Origin of the sequence: Thermoanaerobacter sp. RKWS2, assembly GCF_026240795.1 — a bacterium.
GTDB lineage: Bacteria > Bacillota > Thermoanaerobacteria > Thermoanaerobacterales > Thermoanaerobacteraceae > Thermoanaerobacter > Thermoanaerobacter ethanolicus.
Genome location: NZ_CP110888.1, coordinates 1,058,061 through 1,080,990, shown reverse-complemented (window position 1 = coordinate 1,080,990; position 22,930 = coordinate 1,058,061). Strand labels below are relative to the sequence as shown.

Below are 22,930 nucleotides of genomic sequence, written 5' to 3'. Positions count from 1 at the left end.
ACCTTCAAAAAACTTTTTACAAAAAGAAGCGTGAATTTATCCATGAGCTCTACACTTATCGTGGGCATTGATATCTCTAGCGAATTAAATGCTGCTTCCTTTATTGATGAGGCCGGTAACCGCTTAGTTAAAAAAGCTTTATTCTTCCCCAATGATTTAGATGGCGCTCAGCAGCTTATAGATTTCACTATCTCTCTTGCTCAACAGTTCAATATCTCATCCATTAAATTTGGCATGGAAGCTACTTCACACTATGCCTGGCATATGCATACCTTCCTGGCTTCTTCTCCTGAACTTGCTCCCTTTAATCCTCTATTCTACGTCATCAATCCTTCTATCATTAAATCTTTCAAGGGTGCTTATATCTATCTCCCTAAAACAGATTCTGTTGACGCAACTGTTATCGCTGAATGTGTTAGATTTGGTCAAGTCAAACCAACTCCGCTGCCAGATTTAAGATACGCTGCACTGCAAAGACTCACTCGCATGCGTTATCATATTGTCCGCAGTCTGGTCCGTGAAAAAAATCGAGCCCTAAGCCTTATTTCTTTCAAGTTCTCAACCTATCCTTCAGAGTGCCCTTTTAGCAACATATTTGGTAAGGCTTCCTTAGCTATCATTGAAAATTTTACTCCTGATGATATTGCTTCCATGCCTCTTGATGACCTTATAGACTTTATTGTGAGAAACGGCAATAACAGACTCTCAGATCCTACTCAAATCGCCAAAACTTTAAAAGCTGCTGCTAACAGAGCTTACAGGCTTCACCCTGATCTCGCTGAAGCAAACGACTTAGCTCTTTCTATGACACTCGAAAATATTCGCTTCCTCGAATCTCAACTTAAAAAGCTTGACGGCGAAATATCAAGACAGCTTAAAGCTTTTAATCAAACTCTAACTACTATCCCTGGCATTGAGGACGTCCTTGCTGCTGGTATCATCGCCGAAATTGGAGATATCAAAAGGTTTAATAATGAAGCTGCTCTTGCCAAGTATGCCGGCCTCATCTGGAATAAATATCAGTCAGGTAATTTTAATGCCCAGGATACTTCTTTGGTTAAGTGTGGTGATCAATACCTGCGATACTATCTTGTTGAAGCCGCTAACTGTGTTAGGGTGCACACAGTGAGGTTTAAAGAGTACTACAACAAGAAGTATCGCGAGGTACCTAAACACCAACATAAACGTGCCCTCGTCTTAACTGCTAGAAGATTAATCCCTCTGATCTTTGCAATGCTCAGCAAAGGTCAAATATATCAAGAAAGAGGTGTTGTTAGTATTTAAATACTCTTTTGTTAAAAATTAATAAAGAACTCTATTTTGGAACTCCCAATTCCATTTATTGGTATATTGGGAGAAGGGTATTTTTTTGCCTTTTTGCCCTTTAAATCTCTCAAAAAATTTTTAATTACCCCCTTGACATTTTACCGTTTGTCTTTACCTATATCAGTGGTTTACTTGTTTTCGATTTTTCAACTTCTAAACAGTAATATTTTTTATAACTCTTTTCCCGATTTATTGTCATGAAACACTATAACTTACACCTAAAGTTACTAATTTTTTATATAATTGTGCAAATATTCCTTTTTCAGGATAATTGCTTTTAAGAAATCAATTAATTTCTTTTTGATATTCCTAGCAGATGAAAGATTGTTAGTAATCTCTATAGATTCAGGCCTTTATCTTGGCAGCAAACTCTTTCCTAATAACCCTTCAAGTAGTACTGGTGGGGCACTTTGAGCAGAGCGTACTGCAATACCATTTTTGACACAAATTCCACCAACTACGGTAAGGTGAATGTTCGAAGAATCCAGAAAGATCATACTACATACTAACTCTTGAACTGTTGTTTCAATTCCAACTTTCCAATTTACCCTATATATAGGCATCCCACGTTCTATATAAACGCCTTCGCAATTCTTAATCCGAATCCGAGTAGAAACAGGATCCTTATTTAAAAGCTCCAGATCAAGTTCAGTGATCACTAATGCCCTCTCACTCTCATATACTATTGGCCTAGCTTGAATTACTAGGTTGGTTGTGCGTGGAATAGGGAAAGCACTATTATTGTACCCAAGATATCCACATCCAAGATAATGATATGGGTATGCAGAACTATCTATAAACCCAACTATTCTGCCTTGTTCTACAATAGGGATCCGCCTTGTAATTCGGGCATCGTCATTGAAAGCATTGAATCCAATGGTCTCTGCCTTTGGATCCTCGAAGATTTGTAGATCGACACACTCACCAAAAATCGGAAGATTTTTGATACTCAACGCAGTTTCATAACCTAAAAAGTCAAGTTCTAATAAATGAACCCATTCATGGAAGATGTGACCAACAACATTAGGACTTAAGAGGATCGGTAAATTGTTTGGAAAAACTACCCGGTGAGGCAACATGTGAAAAATACACAGTTCTTTCAACTTTTCTGGAACATAGTCCGCATATATATAAAATCTAGAATTTTCCTGAAATTGTAACACATAAAATCCCATACGCTGGTACTTGACAAAACCATCTGTTTCTATTGTCCTTTCTTCATGATAAAAAGAAAGTACTGCATCGACAGAATAGTTTGCTACTGTTTCCACAGCAGCAAGCAAGCCTTGTGTATCAAGAAGCCCTCTCTCAACATATATATCTCCAGGATCTGGTTCCCATACAGCAGCCTTAGGAAGTGTAAACATCTTAGAACCGCCATCACTCTCCACAATAACAGTCCTCCCACTGTACATCATACAATGAACCTTGGAATCTTTGTAAGTTTTGATTTCATAAATACGTCCCTTACATATCTTGAAGTGCCGTGACCGCAGAAAATATGCTATTCGATAACACATCCTAAAACACCCGAACTAATTAATGCCCTAAGTTCCCCTAGAGGGAGTTCTCTTCCTGTTTGTTTCTTGAAAACTAACCTGAGGTCATTCAAGGCAATCCCACATTGGGATGGAATTAAACAATAGATAGTTGATGCATCACCTGTGAGCTCCACGAAAGTATTTCGTGCCTCATTACGGATAATCAAAGAATCTCCTTGCCACGTTGCAAGTGTAACGAGTTTTACAATTCTTGTGTCATTTCTAATGTTTATTTCTGACAAATAGGCATCAGTCCTTTCAGTAGTTATTTTTTTGCTTGCTTGATTCAAGTTAATTGCTCTGATTAATTCTTCTGGTGAAAAAGGACAAAGTGGATCTTCCCCTAAAAAGTTTCCACTATATGCTACAGCATTACAACGACAACCCCCGCATTTGAAAACCAATGGACAATCTCTACATCTTCCCTCAACCTCTCGTTCTCTCCATCGTCGTAACACAGGATGATTTCGCCAAATTTCGGTTAATCTTGTGTTGCACACATTGCCGAGCACATACGAGTTAAGCTGGCAAGGAACAACATCACCATTACTACGTACTCCAAAATAGTAAATCCCCGCGCTGCAACCAATAAAAAGACTATTCATAAGCAGTTCCCGATCAACAGCTGCTATCCAGTGCTCATGAGTCACTATATATCGGTAGCCTAATTGGGTATTACGTGTCATAATCCAATCCAGAAGCCATTTATATTGTTCGGAACTCAGATTTTGCTCATATGCCTTTGCACCTTTGCCAATAGGAACAAATTGGGAAATGTTTAGTAATCCAGCCTCCCAGTACAAAGCCAATATAAGTACTGTGTCAAGCTGATTAAAGTTTTCCTTTGTCGGTACAATACCCAAGCTGAAGTTAATCCCATATCGCTTTAACAATTTGATACCTTCAATTTGTTCCTTAAAGTGTCCTTTATATCCGACAATTTTGTCATGAACTTCAGGGCTCCCGTGGATGCTTAGATAAAACTGTATCCTATTATCTCCAAGGTCCTTGTTGAGTCGCCAGACCTGTTGTACAACATCTTCACGTTGGTTTACCATCATAGTATCAATTGTAATAATCGGCATTTCATCCCCCATTCGTTCCGCTAACTGCTGCAATATCCAGCTAATGTACGGACTTAACAATGGATCGCCTCCTCCAATGCCTAGATGTAGTGGTTTCAATTCTACTACATTGTCAAGTATTGTTTCAATTAGATCTCGTGTTTCGGTTGGATATAATTTTCTTTCGGTGTTGTAGCAAAAGTTACAATGGAGGTGACATGCTGTAGTAAGATCCCAAGACAAGTGGTAAGGTCTATCGGGTACAACAATCTGTTTCATGAATCTTCACCTCTTAGCACTAACGCAAGTTTTAACAAAAACAAGGAAATCAGCGAAGCTACTCCTGCAAAAAAGAACATGACCTTAAGCCCCAAAACTGAGATAAGAGTCCCCCATAAGAGAGGAGTTACTGCCCAGAAAGCACTACGAAGAGTATTCAAAAAGGATAGTGCTGTTGCCCGTTCGACGCTAATCTGTTCATTCTCTAAAAGGGTAATACCACTCCCCCTCAAATAACTGGAAGCAATCGCAACAATAACTAAGGCCACAAAAGCCCAAGGCACAGGAACTAACGGCATTAATAAAAAGGCAAGCGCTGATAATAGTGTTGGCCAAAGAATTAGTTTCCGGTAATCGGTGATTTTTATCTTGCAAATATAAAAACCTGTCACTGCTGCAGCCAATGAAGTAACACCAAAAGCAAAAGCCGTCCCTTTCAGGTCAACCCCAAACTGTTCCACCATGTAAGTAATCCACCAGGCAGTTGTGATCCAAATGGGAAGTGTAAAGAAAAAACTCTGAACTGCTGTAATCCATAGAACACGACTTTCTAAAAACTGATAAAATCCCGTTTTGAGTATCTCCAACCACCCTCGGCGACGGTAATTTCCATAGTTCTCAGGAAAGGTCATGATAAAAAACCCATTGGCTATAATGATAACGCCAGTCAAAGCAATTGGAATACGCAGGCTGCCAAGACTTCCCAGAATATATGCAACCACCATTCCTATCGCAGTAAATGGAATAGAGTAAAGGTAAAGTTTACCAAAAGCTTCCCTTGTCCCTTCTTGTCCAACACTATCATAGAGCCATGCTTCCCGTGCACCGCTCGTAAAAGCATAAGAAATTCCCATTAATACAGCAGTAACAAGTGCAGGACCAAAGGCAGAAATCGAGCTGAGCCATAACATTCCTGCACCATAGCAAAACATTGCCAATCCCCAAGAGAGCCTACGGCCCAGCCGGTCTGCAAAAGCTCCAGACAGGTAATCGATAGCAGAGGTCACTGCTGAAGCAAGTGATACAAAAAATCCAAATTGGGTAGGTGTTAACCCGAGTCCCTTTTCTGTAGTCATAAATTGAATATAGTAAGGATCAAGAATTTTAAAAGCAAAAAACTCTATAAGGCATACAGCAATAATATAACGGCGAATATAGTAGGTATAGAGTATTTTTCCATTAGTTGAATGTTCAGTCATGTCAATTTCCTCCTACCTTTTCCTTTGGTAAATTGGATGGAAAAACTCTAACTTGCTCCTCGTTTAAACCTCTGACAAGGGGGCACCAGGGATCCGCAGCAAACCAATCTTCAGTAAGATAGTACGTTCTAGCACGGCACCCCCCGCAGAATTCGCGGTATAAACAAGAACAGCACGGTTCAGCAAGCAGCGATCCGTTACGAACTCCTTCCAGCACAGATGAATGATAAAGAACGATTAGAGATTGCTCAAAAATATTTCCTAAACACAAATCTCTACTGTATAAACAGGGAAGGACTGAACCATCAGCAGTAATAGTTAGGTTGGTACGCCCCCAAGGACAAGCTGTACTCAGATCCAAATAGGGCGAGATGGGATCAGTAAGAGGGTAATACGGGACATTATAATATACTGCAAAAGCCTGTCTAAAATACCTGGTATCAAGTTCTCTAACAAGCTTCATAATTCGTAAATGTTCTTCGTAAGAGATATCAAGCTCTGATTGTACTATACGTCCACAATAAATCGGAGGGTTAATCCACACATAATTAAATCCCATTTGAAAAGCTAAATCAACATAATCTTCAATATTGTCCATATTTAGTGTAGTAAGAGTCATGGTACATCCAAGAAATATATTAGAACAGTATTTTATTAGTATCTCTACGCCTCTCATAGTCCTGGCGAACGAACCTTGTCCTCTGATAGCATCGTGGGTTTGTGCACTAGCTCCATCTAGGGATATCATGACCTCAGAAATACCTAAAGATTCCATAAGCTTTGCTGTTTCTTGGTTAATAAGTGTACCATTAGTGATAATTGCAATACCTTTAATATCCGGCCCTTGAGCCAACTGAAGCATGTCCCATATCCAGTTATTTGTCAATGGCTCTCCCCCAGAAATTGTAAGCCAAAGTCCATCCATCTCTAAACACTCCACAAGTTGTCGAGCATCTGCTAAAATACGACTAAATTGCTCCACTGTCATAATTTGTGGCTTATTCGATACATTGTAGCACGTTCGGCAAGCAAGATTACAAATAGTGGTAATCTCTATATCAAGATTGAAGAGGCGACCTCCAGCAAACTTTTGTTCCCGAGCTATTCGCATATCTACTCTACGTCGGAAATGTGGGTCCGAGGTGTAATGGGGAGAATTACGCAGAATATTGAGAGGATGATCAATATTTATGTGCTGCTTTCCCACGGAAGACCCGCCTCTATCCATTCCTTAGTACCTCCTCTATAAACCTTTACATTAAATCCATAGTTAGCCAACAATTCCGCTGCCTCGATACAGGATGTACATTCGTAGCTTGCACAATACGTAACAATAAGCTTATCTTTAGACAAACAGTTTAAATGGTTTGGCAACTCCTCCAGGGGGATTGATATCGAACCCTTAATGTGAGCCTGCTCATACCAATCGCGAGGAAGAACGTTTAATACAATAACGTCAAGGTTATTTAGCATAGTCAATAACTCTTCTTTTGTTACCATTTCAATTTGCATATGCCATGCTCTCCTTTCTCACTCAGTTAGTTTAACTCTTCTCATTTTAGAATTTACTTTTCCCAAGACAATGATTCTGATAATGCTAACTTGTCCGCAAACAACTGCTTTAAGATCTGCTCTTCCCGTATACCAATTATTCCTTTCTCAACAATTTCTGAGGCAACTTCTTCTAGCGCTCGGTTAGTTAGTGAAAGTGGCATCGCTACAACCCCACCATGAATACACCAGTGAATCTGATAAATCCCTTCATGGATCACCACAGACATATTATCTCACCTCCTATTTTTGTATTTTTTAAGATTTATATAATTTAAGTCACTTAAGAGGTGTGCTTTTTAACTATTGCTTTCAAATTTAAATTTTTATCTTTTGTTTATAATCCCTTATGATTGTTCAATTGTGAGAAATACTCATAAGGAGGAAATCCTACATCCACCAGCTTCAATTACTTTATAAAAATATATTCGAACTCTTTACTTCTCAGCTGAAAATTGGATTTCTATTCTTCATATATTTAAAAAATCTAGACTTGCCTTCAAAGCCTAAATTCCCTTCCTCTGATCATTGCCGCAAGGGTTATTCTCATCGTGCAATATTTAAAACTTTTGCTGTTATAAAAGTTGAAAGATAATGATGGGCTAAAGATTAGTTTTTACAATGAGCAAATCAGCAAGGTCAGATTAATAAAGTTAGAAACAACTTAATTTAAAATTATTAAAAGTAGCTCAATTTTAACCCGCTATTGATATTATTACCCCTTAACCTACCCAAATGGGAGGATTTTCAAGTGGGATTACAATAAAAGTCCCATATACATAGGCAAGGAGTATCAGTGATGTGAGTAGCACCTTGAGCTTCCCCCTCATATTTTGTTATCCTTTCTCAAATATTCCTTTCTTTGCCCTTATTATAACATAAAAAAATAAAAATGCAATATATTTTTTATTTTTTTATTGTTTTTTGTTCAATCACTTCTCTGGATTTTTCCAAAAAATATTTAGCATTACTAACATCGTTATTCTCAATATAAAGCAATGCCAGTTCTATATAGGTCTTTAAAGTTTCTTTTTTACTACCCATGTTTTGGAGAATGTTTGCTAACCTTTTATATGTTTCTATAATAGCCTGTTTATTCCCTAACTTCTTATATACTTCCGCCAGAAGATAACTGCCTTTTACTATATATTCTATATCCTTGTTCCTGTAGGATATTTCAATGCCTTCTTCCAATGAAAAAAGCGCTTCCTTATATAGACCCATTTTTATATAAAGATTTGCTTTTTCAATAAGAGTATGTGATAGTAAATTTTTATCTTCTTTTCGCCTGATTTTTTCGGCTTCATTTAAATATTCCATTGATTTTTCAAAATCATTTTTTTCCATATAAACTTCTCCAATGTTGGTATAAAGAAAACCCAATAAAGGGTTATTATTGTCTTTTATTTCTTCGACTAGTCCTCTAAATATTTCTAAAGCCTTATCATATTCTTTCATGTCTCTATAGCAATTCGCTTCTATTGACTTTATATATACATAGTACTCAAAATCTTTTTCTTTATCTAGTACAGATAAACACTTCTGAATATAATCAATTGAAACTGCTGGCTCACTAATACACCTGCAACATAAGGCATTGTTATAACTTGCTTTGATTTTTATTTCAATATCATTTATCTCTTCTGCATATTCTAAAGCCTTGTGAAAATACATTGTTGCTTCAGGAGACTCTAATAAAGCTACTTTACAAGCTCCCAACATGTTGTAGACGTAGGGCAGTTGTTCCTTTATATTGTTGAGCAATAATATATCCAGGGCTTTGTGGTAGTTGATAAAAGCCTCCTGGAAATTCTGATTGTTATACATCACATCGCCTATTTTTATATACGCCAAAGCAGTTACTCTTTTTAACTTGTATTCATCTGCAATTTCAAATATTTCTTTTAATTCATTTAAATCTTCTAACGTGTTAATTTGATTCAGTTTCTGAATACAGTAATACTCTGCTTCTTGGGCAGGAGTCATTAAAAGGTAGTAACCATCTATGTTTAAGTCAATACCAAGTTCCCGAGCTCTTTTATTAAATTTCTCTGCGATGATAGAAGCAGTTTCTCTGCTCATAGTAGTTCGGTTACCTTCAATCATGCTTATAAAACCTCTTGTGATATTTTCAGACTGCAGCTCTCTTTGTTTCATTTTAAGCATTTTCCTTATTTTTTTGACTCTTTCTCCAGGCGTTAGAAATTCCATAAGCTTCAGTACCTCCTATTGTGAAATAAAAATATTATTTTTAAATTGCTTTTTTAATTCATTATAATATATATCTTCACTAATATCAAGCAAAATGTAACAAAACACTCATGTTTGTCATGTGCTTTTATCTTCTTGCTATCATAGAGAAAAATACAAAGACTCCCTTGGTTCTCTTTTTTGCTATTATATATTGTGCTTCAAAAAGTAGTCTGACCTTTCCCAAGTCTATCATAATCTTGACACCTCCATACGGGCACCAAAAAAGGGTTCTGGTACCTTGCCGGATACCTAGAACCCTTGATTTTTCTGGTGGAGCTGATGGGACTTGAACCCACGACTTCCACAATGCCATTGTGGCGCTCTCCCAACTGAGCTACAGCCCCATATTTATTTTTGGTGGAGGTGCGGGGAGTCGAACCCCGGTCCGAAGGCGTCACAGTAAAAGCTTCTCCGAGCGCAGTCGCTGTTTTAACTTTCCCTCAGCGGTTCTCCCAGCGACAGGATAACCGCCTCGGTAGCTTCATAAGTTCCGGTTTTGCCCCGAAGCCTGAGCAAAACCAGTTCCCCACTTTTTTGACGCCCAATCCTGAAACGTGGGCATTTCAGGTTGGACGGCTACCTTAAATTAGGCAGCGTAAGCTAATTCTCTGTCTGCGTTTATTTTTACTCCACCATTTTTACGAGCTGGCGGACAACTCGGCTCGCTACTTTTACCTCGACTGCCCCCGTCGAAACCAGTACACCCCCATGTTATATGCCTAATTGTTTTTCTTTAAAATGCTTTTCTAATTCTCTTTTTGCATCTCTTCTCGCAATATCTTCTCTCTTATCGTATAGTTTTTTACCTCTCGCTACAGCTAATTCGACTTTGACAAGGCCTCGCTTTAAATAAAGCTTTGTAGGAATTAAAGTGTAACCCTTCCTTGTCACATAACCAATTAGTTTATTAATCTCATGTCTATTGAGAAGTAATTTTCTAGTCCTTAAGGGGTCTTTATTAAATATATTGCCTTTTTCATAAGGACTTATATGCATATTATAAAGATAAACTTCGTTGTTTTCAACTCTTGCAAAGCTATCTTTTAAATTGACTTTCCCCATCCTGATAGATTTAACTTCAGTTCCACTAAGCACTATTCCTGCTTCATAAGTCTCTTCAATGAAGTAATCATGGTAAGCTTTTTTGTTTTGAGCGATTATTTTAATTTCTTCCTTCGCCAAATTTTAAACACCCTCTTTAGGAGAAAATTGCCCTACTTGTGTGTCACAAATAGGGCACCCTCATCGCTATTATATTATAACACATTTTTAAATAGTGTCAATATATGTTTCAGCTTTTATGCTCGGTTAAGCCAATCTCTAAATTATCTTTTTCTTCTTCTGCTAAAACAAAGTCTATTTCTCTCCTATCCACATCTACATGAACAACTTTTACATAAACCTCTTTACCTATAGAGTAAACTTTTTTGCTCTTTTCACCAATTAAAACATATGTTTCTGGATCAAAATGGTAATAGTCATCCTCCAATGAAGCAACATCTACTAACCCTTCCACAGTGTTGTCAAGTTCTACAAAAAATCCGTAATTTGTCACGTTGGAAATTATCCCTTTATAAGCATTCCCTATTCTATCTGCCATGTACTCTACTTTCTTTAATTCTTCTATTTCTCTTTCTGCAGCTTCTGCTGCTCTTTCTCTCTCAGAAGATTTTAAAGCAATGTCATTTAAAATTCTGTTGTAATGGCGTTGCCTTTTTTCTGTTAATTTTCCATTTATGTATTCTTTGATTATCCTGTGAATTATAAGGTCAGGATATCTCCTTATAGGAGAAGTAAAGTGAGTATAATATTGGGTCGCCAAAGCATAATGGCCAATGTCTTCTGGACTGTATCTTGCTCTTTTTAAAGACCTTAAAAGCAAAGTTTCTACAACTCTTTGCTCACTCTTTCCTCTCACTTGTCTTATTAATTCTTGCAAAGACTTCGGATGTATTTGTCCTCCTTCAATTCCTTTTATATGATACCCCAAATTGTGAATAAACTTATTAAAAGCAATCAGCTTTTCTATATCCGGATGTTCATGAATTCTATAAACAAAAGGTACATTTAACCAATGCATGTGCTCCGCTACCGTTTCATTAGCTGCTAACATAAATTCTTCAATTATCCTGTGAGCTATATTTCTTTCAACTTTTACAATATCTATTGGCTTACCTTTCTCGTCTACTATTACTTTAGCTTCAGGAAAATCAAAATCTACACTGCCTCTTCTTTTCCTTTTCTCTAGCAAAACAAGAGCTAGCTCTTTCATTAGTTTAAAATCTTCCAATAGGTACTGATACCTCTTTTTTAATTCTTCATCATTTTCTTCTAAAAGTTTGTAAACATTTGTATATGTCATTCTCTCTTTGCTTTTTATAATGCTTTCAAAAATTTCATGGTCTACAACTTCTCCTTGAGAGTTTATTTTCATTTTAACAGTGAGAGTCAGTCTTTCTTCCTGCGGATTTAGACTGCAAATACCATTAGATAACTTAGGAGGTAACATTGGTATTACTCTATCAATGAAATATACACTACAACCTCTTTTTAATGCTTCTTTATCTAAATTCGAACCTTCTTTCACGTAATGGCTCACATCTGCAATACTCACATACAGAAGATAATTGCCATCTTGAAGTTTTTGTACACATACTGCATCGTCCAAATCTTTTGCATCTTCTCCATCAATTGTGACAAAATCTAAATCAGTCAAATCAACTTTTCTCTTTTTCTCTTCTTCAGGAATTTCTGTCGGTATCTCTTCTGCTTCTTTTAAAACCTCTTTAGGAAAAACTTCAGGAATATCATACGCCCGTATTATAGACATTACATCTATGCCAGGGTCACCTTTGTATCCTAATACTTCTATAATCTCCCCTTCAGGACTTCGCCTTCCTTCAGGCCATTTAGTAATTCTGGCTACAACTTTCATGCCTGTTTTAGCGCCTTTATCTTCTCCTTTAGGAATAAATATATCTTGATGGATCTTTTTGTTGTCTGGCACTACAAAGCCAAAATTATTGCTTTTTTCGTAAGTTCCAACAATAGTTGTATTTGCCCTTTTGAGAATTTTTACAACTTCTCCTTCTTCACTCTTTCCATCCACCCTTTTTGTAACTCTCACCAAAACAGTGTCATCATGCATTGCACCGTTCATGCCGCTTACAGGTATGAATATGTCCTTTATATTGCTATCTTCGGGAATTAAAAAGCCATAGCCTCTTGAATGAAATTCAATCTTACCTTTTACTAAATCTAATCTTTCAGGAAGAGCATATTTACCTCGTTTTGTTTTAAAAACAAGGCCTTCTTTTTCCATCTCTTTTAATATTTTTTCTAAAATGCTTTTTTGACTATAGTCTATCCCTAATATTTTCATTATTTCTTCTATTTTAGAAGGTTTATAATTCTCTTCTCTCATTAATTCTAAAAGTCTTTCTTTTACGCTCATTCCCATTCCTCACAATCCTATCTGTGGTGCGATTTTTTTCATTTCATTAAGAGCAATCTCTAAAAATTCGTCTAAAGAAATTCCAAATTCTTCACAAGTTTTGATTTGGTCACGGTTTGCTCCTTTAGCAAAAGTCTTGTCTTTAAACTTCTTCTTTAATGATTTTAATTGGACTTCCTCCAATTTTTTAGAAGGCATCACATAAGCTGTTGCAGTAATTAAACCCGATAAAGAATCTACAGCAAAAAGGGCTTTGTCAAGAAGAGTTATCCTCTCAATGCCATGAATTTCATTATGTGCCATAACTGCATGTACTATTTCCTCATCAAGACCATGTTCTCTTAAAATTTCTCCACCCCTTATACTGTGCAACTCTGGATTGTCCTTAGTTTCTTGGTAGTCTATGTCATGTAATATCCCTGTAACTACCCATCTTTCAACATCTTGTCCTAATCTTTCAGCTAAACCTCCCATTATAGCACCTGTAGCTATCATGTGATTTATTAAAGTCTCATCTGACACATATTCTTTGACAAGCGCTAAGGCCGTGTTGCTATCCATTTAACACTCCTCCTACTATTAAAGTTACCAATTTTACTTAATATTATAACATGAATGGTCAAAAAACAATAATCTTAAATGTTCAAAGGCAGCAAATTTGATTTGCTGCCTCAGTTTGTTGACAAAGTTAAAAAATATTCAAAGGAGATATTTTGCATCGTCGCTCCGATGTTCCAAAGCGACAAAACTAAAGCTCGACCTTCGGGCTCCGGCAGGGTACCGGGCACAATCGGCCTCCTTGCCTCAGGTGCCCGCCTTCGCCATCCATGGCTTTGGCCCTGCCTCCACCCTCGGTCTTGCTAAGTTTTGTTACCGCTTTGTAACAAGTCGCTCCTTATGCAAAATATCTCCTTTACGAAAGTTTGTCTACAGTCTGAGGCAGCAAATTTTGATTTGCTGCCTTTGAAAATAATTATTTATTATCGTATTTTATTGCCGCCTGAGCAGCAGCCAGTCTTGCAATAGGTACTCTGTAAGGTGAAGCAGAGACATAATCAAGACCTACTTTGTGGCAGAATTCAATAGAAGATGGGTCTCCACCGTGTTCACCACATATACCTACTTCAAGGTCAGGTCTTGTCTGCCTTCCAAGTTTAGTACCCATTTCTACTAACTTGCCAACACCCTCTTGGTCAAGCTTAGCAAATGGATCAAATTCATATATCTTCTTTTCATAATAAGTTTCAAGGAATTTGCCAGCATCATCCCTTGAGAAACCGAAAGTCATCTGAGTCAAGTCATTAGTACCAAAGGAGAAGAATTCTGCTTCCTTAGCAATTTGGTCAGCTGTAAGAGCTGCTCTTGGTACCTCTATCATTGTTCCTACAAGATATTTTATTTCAACATTGTTTTGTTTTATAACTTCGTCAGCTACTTTTACTATTATGTCTTTGAGGTATTTAAGCTCTTTAAGTTCACCTACAAGTGGTATCATAATCTGCGGTTTTACGTCTTTGCCTGTTTTCTTCTTTACGTTTATAGCAGCTTCTATAATAGCTCTTGTCTGCATTTCAGCAATTTCTGGATAGGTTATAGCTAATCTACAGCCTCTATGACCTAACATTGGGTTAAACTCTTTTAAGCTTTCTACTGTTGCTTTTAGCTCTTCAAAAGTTATACCCATGTTTTCTGCAAGTTCTTTAATTTCTTCATCTGTATGAGGTAAGAATTCATGCAATGGTGGATCTAAAAGGCGTATAGTAACAGGGAATTCACCCATAACTTCAAACAAACCTTCAAAGTCTGACCTTTGCATAGGCAATAATTTTTCTAAAGCTTTTCTTCTTTGTTCTTCTGTCTTTGAGACAATCATTTCTCTCATAGCAGGAATTCTATCTTCATCAAAGAACATATGCTCTGTCCTGCAAAGGCCTATTCCTTCAGCACCAAACTGAACTGCAACTTTTGCATCTCTTGGTATATCTGCATTAGTTTTTACTTTTAATTTTCTATATTTGTCTGCCCAGCTCATGAGAGTTGCAAAATCTCCAGTTAGCTCAGGTGTAACAGTCTTTATTTCACCAATGTAAACATTGCCTGTGCTACCATCTATAGATATGTAGTCTCCCTCATGAACTTCTATATCGCCAATTCTCATTACTTTTGCTTGCTCGTCTATCTTTGCATCGCCACAACCTACTACGCAAGCTGTACCCATACCTCTTGCAACAACAGCTGCGTGAGATGTCATACCGCCACGAGTTGTAAGTATTCCTTGTGCTACAGACATACCTTCAATGTCATCTGGAGATGTCTCTGTTCTTACAAGAATTACTCTCTCTCCTCTTGATTTCGCAGCTTCTATTGCTTCATCAGCAGTAAAATATACTTTTCCTGATGCAGCACCAGGAGAAGCAGGTAAACCTTTTGCAACAGGCTTAGCAGCTTTCAACGCATTTGGTTCAAAGGTTGGATGCAATAACTGATCTAATTGCTTTGGATCTACTCTTAAGACTGCTGTTTTTTCATCTATTAAACCTTCAGCCACTAAGTCTACAGCTACTTTCAAAGCTGCTTGAGCAGTTCTCTTTCCGTTTCTTGTCTGTAGCATGTAGAGTTTACCTTTTTCAATAGTAAACTCTATGTCCTGCATGTCTTTGTAGTGTTTCTCCAATTTCTCAGCAATTTCTGCAAATTGGTTATAAACTTCTGGCATAGTCTCTTTCAAAGTTGAAATTGGTTGAGGCGTTCTAATACCTGCAACAACGTCTTCACCTTGAGCATTCATCAAGAATTCGCCAAATAAAGCCTTTTCACCAGTCGCGGGATTCCTTGTGAAAGCAACACCTGTACCTGAATCATTACCCATGTTGCCAAATACCATTGATTGGACATTTACTGCTGTACCCCAATCACTTGGTATGTCGTTAAGTCTTCTGTACACTATAGCCCTTGGATTATCCCAAGACCTAAATACTGCTTTTACAGCTTCCAGAAGTTGTTCTTTTGGATCTTGTGGGAAGTCTACTCCCATTTCTTTTTTATAAAGTTCTTTAAATCTTTTTACTACCTCTTTGAGGTTTTCAGCTGTTAAATCTGTATCAAATTTTGCACCATTTTCCTCTTTTACTTCATCTAAAATAGCTTCAAATTTATTCTTGTCAATTCCCATTACAACATCTGAGAACATTTGAATAAATCTTCTATAGCTGTCATAGGCAAATCTTTCATTGTTTGTAGCTTTAGCAAGGCCTTCTACTGTTTCGTCATTTAAACCAAGGTTTAAAATAGTATCCATCATACCTGGCATTGAAACTCTCGCGCCAGACCTTACAGATACTAATAAAGGATTTGTTGGGTCTCCAAATTTTTTACCTGTAATTTCTTCTAATTTAGCCATATATTCATAGATTTGTTCAACAATTTCTGGAGCTATAGTCTTACCATCTTGATAGTACCTTGTACAAGCCTCAGTGGTGACTGTAAATCCTTGGGGAACAGGTAAACCCAACTTCGTCATTTCAGCAAGATTTGCGCCTTTTCCTCCTAAGAGGTCTCTCATTGAAGCATCGCCTTCACTAAATAAATACACATACTTTTTACTCATGAAATCTCTCCTCCTTTTAATACGTTTAATATAACATTAGCTGTTTCTTCTACAGCTTTATTTGTAACATCGATTACAGTACACCCTAATCTCTTCATCACCTCCTCAGCATATTTTATCTCTTTTTTAACTCTTTCTTCAGTAGCGTATATGGCATTAGCATCAAGGCCAAGAGATTTTAATCTCTCTTTCCTTATTTTTACCAAAACTTCAGGGTCTATAGTTAACCCAAATATTTTTTTAGGGTTGATTTCAAATAATTCTTGAGGTGGTTCAATTTCTGGCACTAAGGGTAAATTAGCAGCTTTTATGTATTTATGAGCAAGATACATGCATAAAGGAGTTTTGGATGTTCTAGAAACCCCTATAACAACTACATCGGACAATAGTATACCCATTGCATCTTTACCATCATCATATTTTACGGCAAATTCTATTACTTCGATTTTTTTCAAATAATCTTCTTTATTATTTTTTGCTAAATTGGTATGGGGGGATATACCAGTACTATCTTCAATAGCATTTATCACTGGTCCCATTACATCTACTATTTTTATGCCAAATTTCTGTGCTTTTTTAAGAAGATAATCTTTTAATTCCGGGACCACCATAGTATGGATTATTATGCTATTTGCATCATTAGCTGCCTCCATGATAATCTCTTCTATTTGATTTTTATCTCCAACATAAGAATATTTTTTTATTTTTTCTATAAAAGTATCAAAGTGGGCAGCAGCAATACTCGCAATGTTTTCTGCTGTGTCTACATTAGAATCTGAAACCAAGTAAATTGATACTCCTTCTTCCATTAAAAATCCCCCTAACCTTCCCCAAGCTTTACAAACAATTTAGTAATGTTGGTCTTTGAAATCCTTCCTGTCACTTTGTATCCTTGTTTTCCATCACTTCCCACTACAGGCTCAACTACAGGAAGACTGTCTACTTCGTGCTCTATAATTTTAACAGCAGCATTATACACAGGCTCATCATCATAAGTTGTAACTATGTTAGGCATACGGGTCATAATTATTCCCACCGGGACCTTATAAATATCAGTGTTGCCTATTGCGATTTTTAAAAAGTCTTTTCTTGAAACAGCGCCGGTTAAAAATCCTCCATCCTGTACAAAAATTGTCCCGACATCTTTTAAAAAAAGTGTTACAATGGCATCATACACTGATGTACTTTCCTCTACCACTACAGGTAAAGACTTGATATCTTTTACTTTTATGCTCTTTATATAATCTTCTACTAAACTGAGGGGTGATTTTCCTGTATAAAAATATCCCACTTTTGGCCTCGCCTCTAAGATCCCAGACATAGTTAATATTGCCAAATCCGGTCTTAAAGTCGCTCTTGTGACATTTAATTTCTCAGCTATTTGTTCCCCTGTAATGGGTTGATGTTTCTTGACAATGTCAATAATTATATGCTGGCGGTTTGTCAGTTGAATCTTTATCACCCCTTTAAAGTTTTTGACAATTTATACTTTCCTCTGTCGTTTCATAAACGTTTTCTATCGGTTTATCACTTTAGTATAATTATATCACAAGTTTATAAGATAACCAACTTTCTTTTTCGTTTCCTTCCTATTATATCACAAATTATTTCAACATAAAAAATCAAGGAAATCAGTTAAAAAGCCTGATTCCCTTAAAAATTTAACCTTTCTTCAAGATATTTCTCTACTTCTTCAATTTTTATTCTCACTTGTTGCATAGTATCTCTATCTCTTATGGTTACACAATGGTCATTTTCCGAATCAAAGTCATAAGTAATACAGAAAGGCGTGCCTATCTCATCCTGTCTTCTATACCTTTTACCTATGCTTCCTGTCTCATCGTAATCTACTACGAATTTATTTCTCAACTGGTCATAAAGCTTATAGGCATTTTCTGATAATTTCTTGGATAATGGAAGCACTGCTGCCTTAATGGGAGCAAGAGCAGGATGAAGCCTTAAAACCACTCTAGTTTCTCCATCTTCTAACTCTTCTTCTTCATAGGCATCTATTAAAAATGCCAACATTAACCTATCTACCCCAACAGAAGGCTCAATGCAATATGGTATGTACTTTTCTCCTGTTACAGGGTCCATATACGACAGGTCAACTCCAGAATGTTCCATGTGTTGCCTTAAATCAAAATCTGTTCTATTAGCTATTCCCCACAATTCTCCCCATCCAAAGGGAAAATTATATTCTATGTCTGTGGTAGCAGTACTATAATGAGACAATTCTTCTTTTTTATGGTCTCTAAATCTTAAGTTTTCTTCTTTTAAGCCGAATTCTAAAAGCCAATCCATGCAATATTTTCTCCAGTAACTAAACCATTCCATATCTTCTCCCGGTTTACAGAAAAATTCTAATTCCATCTGTTCAAATTCTCTCGTTCTGAATATGAAATTACCAGGAGTAATTTCATTTCTAAAAGATTTACCAATTTGCCCTATTCCAAAAGGTATTTTCTTACGAGTTGTCCTTTGAACGTTTTTAAAGTTCACAAAAATTCCTTGTGCGGTTTCAGGTCGCAAATACACTTCTGATTTAGAATCTTCTGTAACGCCTTGATAGGTTTTAAACATGAGATTAAACTTCCTAATATCGGTAAAATTATAGGCACCACATTTTGGACAGGGCACTTTATGCTCTTTTATAAATTCCATCAATTGTTCATTTGTCCAACCTTCAATAGAAATATTTAATTCCTTTTCTTTAATGTAGTCTTCAATCAATTGGTCAGCTCTAAATCTTGATTTGCACTCTTTACAGTCCATTAAAGGATCGCTAAAACTGCTAACATGACCTGATGCAACCCACACTTCTGGATTCATCAAAATTGCAGTATCAATTCCTACGTTATAAGGACTTTGTTGAATAAATCTTTTCCACCACATCCTCTTAATATTGTTTTTAAGTTCTACTCCCAGAGGTCCATAATCCCAAGTATTAGCAAGCCCTCCATATATTTCAGACCCTGGAAAAACAAACCCTCTGTTTTTTGCAAGGGCAACTATTTTATCCATTGTGACTGCTTGTGACATTTAATAACACTCCTTTTTCTCTCGCAATTATACAAAAACCCTTCATCCCTTTTGGGAAGAAAGGTTTTTGACGTTACTTATTTAAGAATACCAAAGAGACAAGTTTCTGTCAATCTTTTTTCTTTTCTTCTTTTAATACGGTTACGCTTTTATCATGTTTTTCAACTTCAATTGTGCAATTAGCTAAAAGCGCTACTGCCGCTCCCACTAACGTCAACTGAGGAATGATAACTGCAGAAATAGCACCTGCAGTTACAGGAATCTCCAAGAGAACTTTATCGTCTTTTTTTATTCTTATTTTTGTAACATTACCTTTTTTAATTAATTCTTTTATTTTTTCCATAACTTCTGAACCTGCGACTGTAAAGGTCTCAGTCCAACTTTTTCTATTCTCTTCTATATATATCAATGCGTCTACAACACTGCCACCTGACTTTTCTAATGCTTCTTTTGCTTCTTTATAACTTACTCCCATTCTCTCTACTATCATATCTATTTTTTCTAATTCTTCATCTAACACGTTAAACCCTCCTTTCACATATTTTGTAACTTGTCAATAAAATCTTTTGATTTAAACTCTATTTCAAGATGTTCTTTCATATAGGCTGTTATTATTTTATCCACTTCTTCTTTTATAACTCCTGAAACTTTAATATTTTGAAGCTTGTCATAATCTCCTTTAAGAAAATACTTTATAGCTTTTAATGTTACTTCATGTAATGGCTTGGCGTCAAAACATTTATTTTTGCAGTTTATACACACTGCACCCCCGCAGGAATTAGAAAAATATTTTAAATTCTCTCTTTTTCCACAGACAACACAATTATCAAGTTGAGGCATATATCCCAATAAAGAAACTAATTTTAAGTTATAAGAAGAAATAAAAATTAAAGGGTCTATTTGTAGCTCGTCAACTGCTTTTAAAGAATGTTTTAAAAACAGATACAGCCTCTCGCTTTTTTGATTTTCCTCTAAAATTTTGTTTATAGTTTCGGCAATATACGAAGCTACAGAAAATTTAGCTAAGTCTTTTTCTATATTTTTATGAGCTTCGATTAACTCCCATTGGTCAATATAGTAATAATTTTGCCCCTCAAAAATAACATAATTGGCAACAACAAAATGCCTTATTGCATTCACAAATCGGCTCTTTGAGCGCCTTGCCCCTTTTGCCACTGCCTGAAGTTTACCATAGCTTTTAGTAAAAATGGTGGCTATTTTGTCTGTTTCACCTATTAAATTGTTTTTTAATACTATTGCTTCTGTTTTTAACAAGCGCATTTTTTATCAACTCATTTTTAGTTTATTCCATTCCTCCACAATCTTAACGCCTGCACTTGCCCCAATGCGATTAGCTCCTGCTTCAATCATCGCCTTAGCATCTTCAGCAGTTCTTACACCGCCAGAAGCTTTAACACCAAAGTTTTCACCAACTGTCTGTCTCATTAATTTTACATCCTCTACCGTCGCTCCACCTGGCCCAAAACCAGTAGAAGTCTTAACAAAATCAGCACCTGCTTCTTTTGTGATCTGACATGCTTTTACCTTTTCTTCATCAGTGAGATAGCAGGTTTCTAAAATTACTTTTACAACTATATCTCCATAGGATTTTACCGCTTTCACAACTTCTTCAATTTCTTTTTTTACATAGTCGTAATCTCCACTCTTCAACATGCTTATATTTAATACCATGTCAACTTCTGTCGCACCTTTTTTAACCGCTTCAACTGCTTCAAATACTTTGGTTTCGATAGTATTTGCACCTAATGGAAAACCTATCACTGTGCAAACTTTAACATCTGTATCTTTTAACATACTATAGGCAAGGTCTACAAAGCAGGGGTTTATGCAGACAGAAGCAAATCCATACTCTTTTGCCTCATTACAAAGCTTTTCTATCTCGCTTTTTGTCGCATTTGGTTTTAATAAAGTGTGGTCAATCATTTTTGCTATGTTCATAATATAACCTCCTTTTGTTTTCACTAAATACTTTACTATTCGTAAGTTTTCTTGTCAATGGCATATCCTAATTTTTTAAGTAACGTTGTATTGTCTCTCCACCCCTTCCTCGTCTTTACCCATAGGTCAAGAAAAACCTGTTTTCCATAAAATTCTTCTAAATCAAGTCGCGCACTTTGACCTATCTTTTTTAGCATTTGCCCATTTTTGCCTATAATAATTCCTTTGTGGGACTCTTTCTCACAGTAAATATATGCTTCAATGTCTATTATATCTTTATCTTCCCTCTCTTTAATAGATTCTACTTCCACATAAACACCGTGAGGTACTTCTTCCTCTAAAAAGTGTAACATCTTCTCTCGAATTATTTCTGCCACTATTAATTTTTCGGGCTGATCTGTTATATAATCATCCAAATAATATTTGGGGCCTTCTGGCAAAAGTGATACAATTTTTTCTTTTAACAAATCTATATTTTTATTTTCAATAGCAGAAATAGCTACTACATCTTTAAACTCATATTGCTCTTTAAAAATTTTTATAGTCTCTTCTACTCTTTTCTCAGGCACCAAATCTATTTTGTTGACTACAAGTATGACAGGTGTATCTACTTCTTTTAAATGTTCGATTATGTATCTATCTCCAGGTCCTACTTCCGTATCTGGTTCTATCATATACAAAATAAGGTCAACTTCCTTCAATGTTCTTTTAGCTACCTCAATCATAAATTCGCTTAATTTAGATTTAGGTTTATGAATGCCAGGAGTGTCAACAAAAATAACCTGGTATTCATCTGTTGTCAAAATCCCATGAATGGTATTTCGAGTAGTTTGGGGTTTGGGAGAAGTAATAGCAATCTTCTCTTGTAAAATTGCATTTAAAAGAGTAGATTTACCTACATTAGTTCTACCAACTAATGCTACAAAACCAGCTTTATGGCCCATATCATCACTCCTTATTTGATTATTTGAAAAATCAACACTGTAATCAATATCCCAAATAAACCTCCAAAAAATACCTGAGAAAAAGAGTGGATTTTACCTTCTACTCTGCTTTCAGCCACCATAAGAGCAAGTAAAAAACCTAAAGTGGCAATAAAAGCATTTGCTGTCATAAAAGTTATAGCTGTCGCAGTAGCAAAAGCAATAGCACTATGAGCGCTGGGCATTCCTCCCCTCATAGGAGTTCCTTCTTTAAAATGCACCTTTAAAATTACAGTCAAAAACACTACAACTAAAAGACTTATAACTGTGATATGAATGGGTGACTCTCTAAGCTTTAATAAAATTATTTTTGTCCAAGGATTTACTCTATCAAAAAATATTAAATAAGCTACAAGAATGGCATTTATCGCGGATATAAGAACTGCTCCTGCAGCTACATTTTTCGCAACCTTAGCCAAAGGATTATAATTTTTAACCATCATGTCAATTGTGGTTTCAATAGCCGTATTTATCATTTCAGAAATTAAAACTAAAGAAATTGTAAATAAAATTACCACAAATTCTACCCTGGAAAGGTCCAAAAAAAGGCAAAAGAATAATACCAATATTGCTATGGCAAAGTGAATCTTCATGTTTCTTTGGGTTTTAAAAGCATGTAAAATGCCATCTATCGCATAATTAAAGCTGTCAATTAAATTTCTCGATTTCACA

20 protein-coding genes, 1 tRNA gene and 1 other RNA gene are annotated in these 22,930 nt (G+C 36.2%); 1 reads left to right on the top strand and 21 read right to left on the bottom strand.

What is annotated here, in order from left to right; translation table 11 throughout:
- The first annotated feature begins 42 nt into the window (after positions 1-42).
- On the top strand, positions 43-1,284 hold the full coding sequence (locus OEI98_RS05435) for an IS110 family transposase (RefSeq protein ID WP_266040582.1): 1,242 nt from the start codon (positions 43-45) through the stop codon (positions 1,282-1,284).
- Positions 1,285-1,679: 395 nt separating this feature from the next.
- On the opposite strand, the gene OEI98_RS05430 is transcribed toward OEI98_RS05435, so the two are convergent.
- From OEI98_RS05430 to OEI98_RS05330, 21 genes are all read right to left on the bottom strand, one after another.
- Complete coding sequence (locus OEI98_RS05430; protein WP_226990172.1) at positions 1,680-2,717, bottom strand: metallopeptidase TldD-related protein; 1,038 nt, start codon at positions 2,715-2,717, stop codon at positions 1,680-1,682.
- A gap of 113 nt (positions 2,718-2,830) precedes the next feature.
- Complete coding sequence (locus tag OEI98_RS05425) at positions 2,831-4,210, bottom strand: radical SAM/SPASM domain-containing protein (protein WP_266040083.1); 1,380 nt, start codon at positions 4,208-4,210, stop codon at positions 2,831-2,833.
- Positions 4,207-5,409 (bottom strand): MFS transporter, encoded by a 1,203-nt coding sequence (locus OEI98_RS05420; RefSeq protein WP_011025492.1) that lies wholly within the window; start codon positions 5,407-5,409, stop codon positions 4,207-4,209. The genes OEI98_RS05425 and OEI98_RS05420 overlap by 4 nt, the downstream gene beginning before the upstream one ends.
- Before the next feature lies 1 nt (position 5,410).
- Positions 5,411-6,637 carry a radical SAM/SPASM domain-containing protein gene (locus tag OEI98_RS05415; protein WP_226990171.1) on the bottom strand — a complete coding sequence of 409 codons (1,227 nt, stop codon included), beginning with the start codon at positions 6,635-6,637 and terminating at the stop codon, positions 5,411-5,413.
- A complete protein-coding gene (locus OEI98_RS05410; RefSeq protein WP_011025490.1) occupies positions 6,598-6,921 on the bottom strand; it encodes a rhodanese-like domain-containing protein in 324 nt (107 codons plus the stop codon). The genes OEI98_RS05415 and OEI98_RS05410 overlap by 40 nt, the downstream gene beginning before the upstream one ends.
- Before the next feature lie 53 nt (positions 6,922-6,974).
- Entirely contained in the window at positions 6,975-7,190 is a 216-nt protein-coding gene (locus OEI98_RS05405) for a hypothetical protein (RefSeq protein ID WP_011025489.1), read from the bottom strand.
- A gap of 676 nt (positions 7,191-7,866) precedes the next feature.
- Positions 7,867-9,171, bottom strand: coding sequence for a tetratricopeptide repeat protein (locus tag OEI98_RS05400; protein WP_266040074.1), 1,305 nt, complete (start codon positions 9,169-9,171; stop codon positions 7,867-7,869).
- 310 nt (positions 9,172-9,481) lie between these two features.
- Positions 9,482-9,557: transfer RNA gene (locus tag OEI98_RS05395), tRNA-Ala, on the bottom strand.
- Positions 9,558-9,568: 11 nt separating this feature from the next.
- Positions 9,569-9,921: a transfer-messenger RNA gene (ssrA, locus tag OEI98_RS05390) on the bottom strand.
- A gap of 3 nt (positions 9,922-9,924) precedes the next feature.
- A complete protein-coding gene (gene smpB, locus OEI98_RS05385) occupies positions 9,925-10,395 on the bottom strand; it encodes an SsrA-binding protein SmpB (RefSeq protein WP_003867905.1) in 471 nt (156 codons plus the stop codon).
- Between the two features lie 109 nt (positions 10,396-10,504).
- Entirely contained in the window at positions 10,505-12,667 is a 2,163-nt protein-coding gene (gene rnr, locus OEI98_RS05380) for a ribonuclease R (protein ID WP_266040072.1), read from the bottom strand.
- Positions 12,668-12,676: 9 nt separating this feature from the next.
- Positions 12,677-13,228, bottom strand: a complete 552-nt coding sequence (locus OEI98_RS05375; RefSeq protein ID WP_266040070.1) for an HD domain-containing protein — start codon at positions 13,226-13,228, stop codon at positions 12,677-12,679.
- Between the two features lie 412 nt (positions 13,229-13,640).
- A complete protein-coding gene (ppdK, locus tag OEI98_RS05370; protein WP_006570536.1) occupies positions 13,641-16,274 on the bottom strand; it encodes a pyruvate, phosphate dikinase in 2,634 nt (877 codons plus the stop codon).
- Positions 16,271-17,083, bottom strand: coding sequence for a pyruvate, water dikinase regulatory protein (locus OEI98_RS05365; RefSeq protein ID WP_266040067.1), 813 nt, complete (start codon positions 17,081-17,083; stop codon positions 16,271-16,273). Before OEI98_RS05365 ends, ppdK begins: the two co-directional genes overlap by 4 nt.
- Before the next feature lie 11 nt (positions 17,084-17,094).
- Positions 17,095-17,736 (bottom strand): helix-turn-helix transcriptional regulator, encoded by a 642-nt coding sequence (locus OEI98_RS05360; RefSeq protein WP_003867910.1) that lies wholly within the window; start codon positions 17,734-17,736, stop codon positions 17,095-17,097.
- A 191-nt stretch (positions 17,737-17,927) separates the two neighbouring features.
- Positions 17,928-19,316: a glycine--tRNA ligase gene (locus tag OEI98_RS05355; RefSeq protein ID WP_003869499.1), complete on the bottom strand. Its 1,389-nt coding sequence runs from the start codon at positions 19,314-19,316 to the stop codon at positions 17,928-17,930.
- Between the two features lie 109 nt (positions 19,317-19,425).
- Positions 19,426-19,836 carry a DUF4342 domain-containing protein gene (locus tag OEI98_RS05350; protein WP_003869500.1) on the bottom strand — a complete coding sequence of 137 codons (411 nt, stop codon included), beginning with the start codon at positions 19,834-19,836 and terminating at the stop codon, positions 19,426-19,428.
- 14 nt (positions 19,837-19,850) lie between these two features.
- Positions 19,851-20,597: a DNA repair protein RecO gene (gene recO / locus OEI98_RS05345; protein ID WP_266040060.1), complete on the bottom strand. Its 747-nt coding sequence runs from the start codon at positions 20,595-20,597 to the stop codon at positions 19,851-19,853.
- A gap of 6 nt (positions 20,598-20,603) precedes the next feature.
- Positions 20,604-21,275 (bottom strand): deoxyribose-phosphate aldolase, encoded by a 672-nt coding sequence (gene deoC, locus OEI98_RS05340; RefSeq protein WP_266040058.1) that lies wholly within the window; start codon positions 21,273-21,275, stop codon positions 20,604-20,606.
- Positions 21,276-21,310: 35 nt separating this feature from the next.
- Positions 21,311-22,219, bottom strand: a complete 909-nt coding sequence (era, locus tag OEI98_RS05335) for a GTPase Era (protein WP_266040056.1) — start codon at positions 22,217-22,219, stop codon at positions 21,311-21,313.
- An 11-nt stretch (positions 22,220-22,230) separates the two neighbouring features.
- On the bottom strand, positions 22,231-22,929 hold the full coding sequence (locus tag OEI98_RS05330) for a diacylglycerol kinase (protein WP_003869504.1): 699 nt from the start codon (positions 22,927-22,929) through the stop codon (positions 22,231-22,233).
- Position 22,930: the final 1 nt, after the last annotated feature.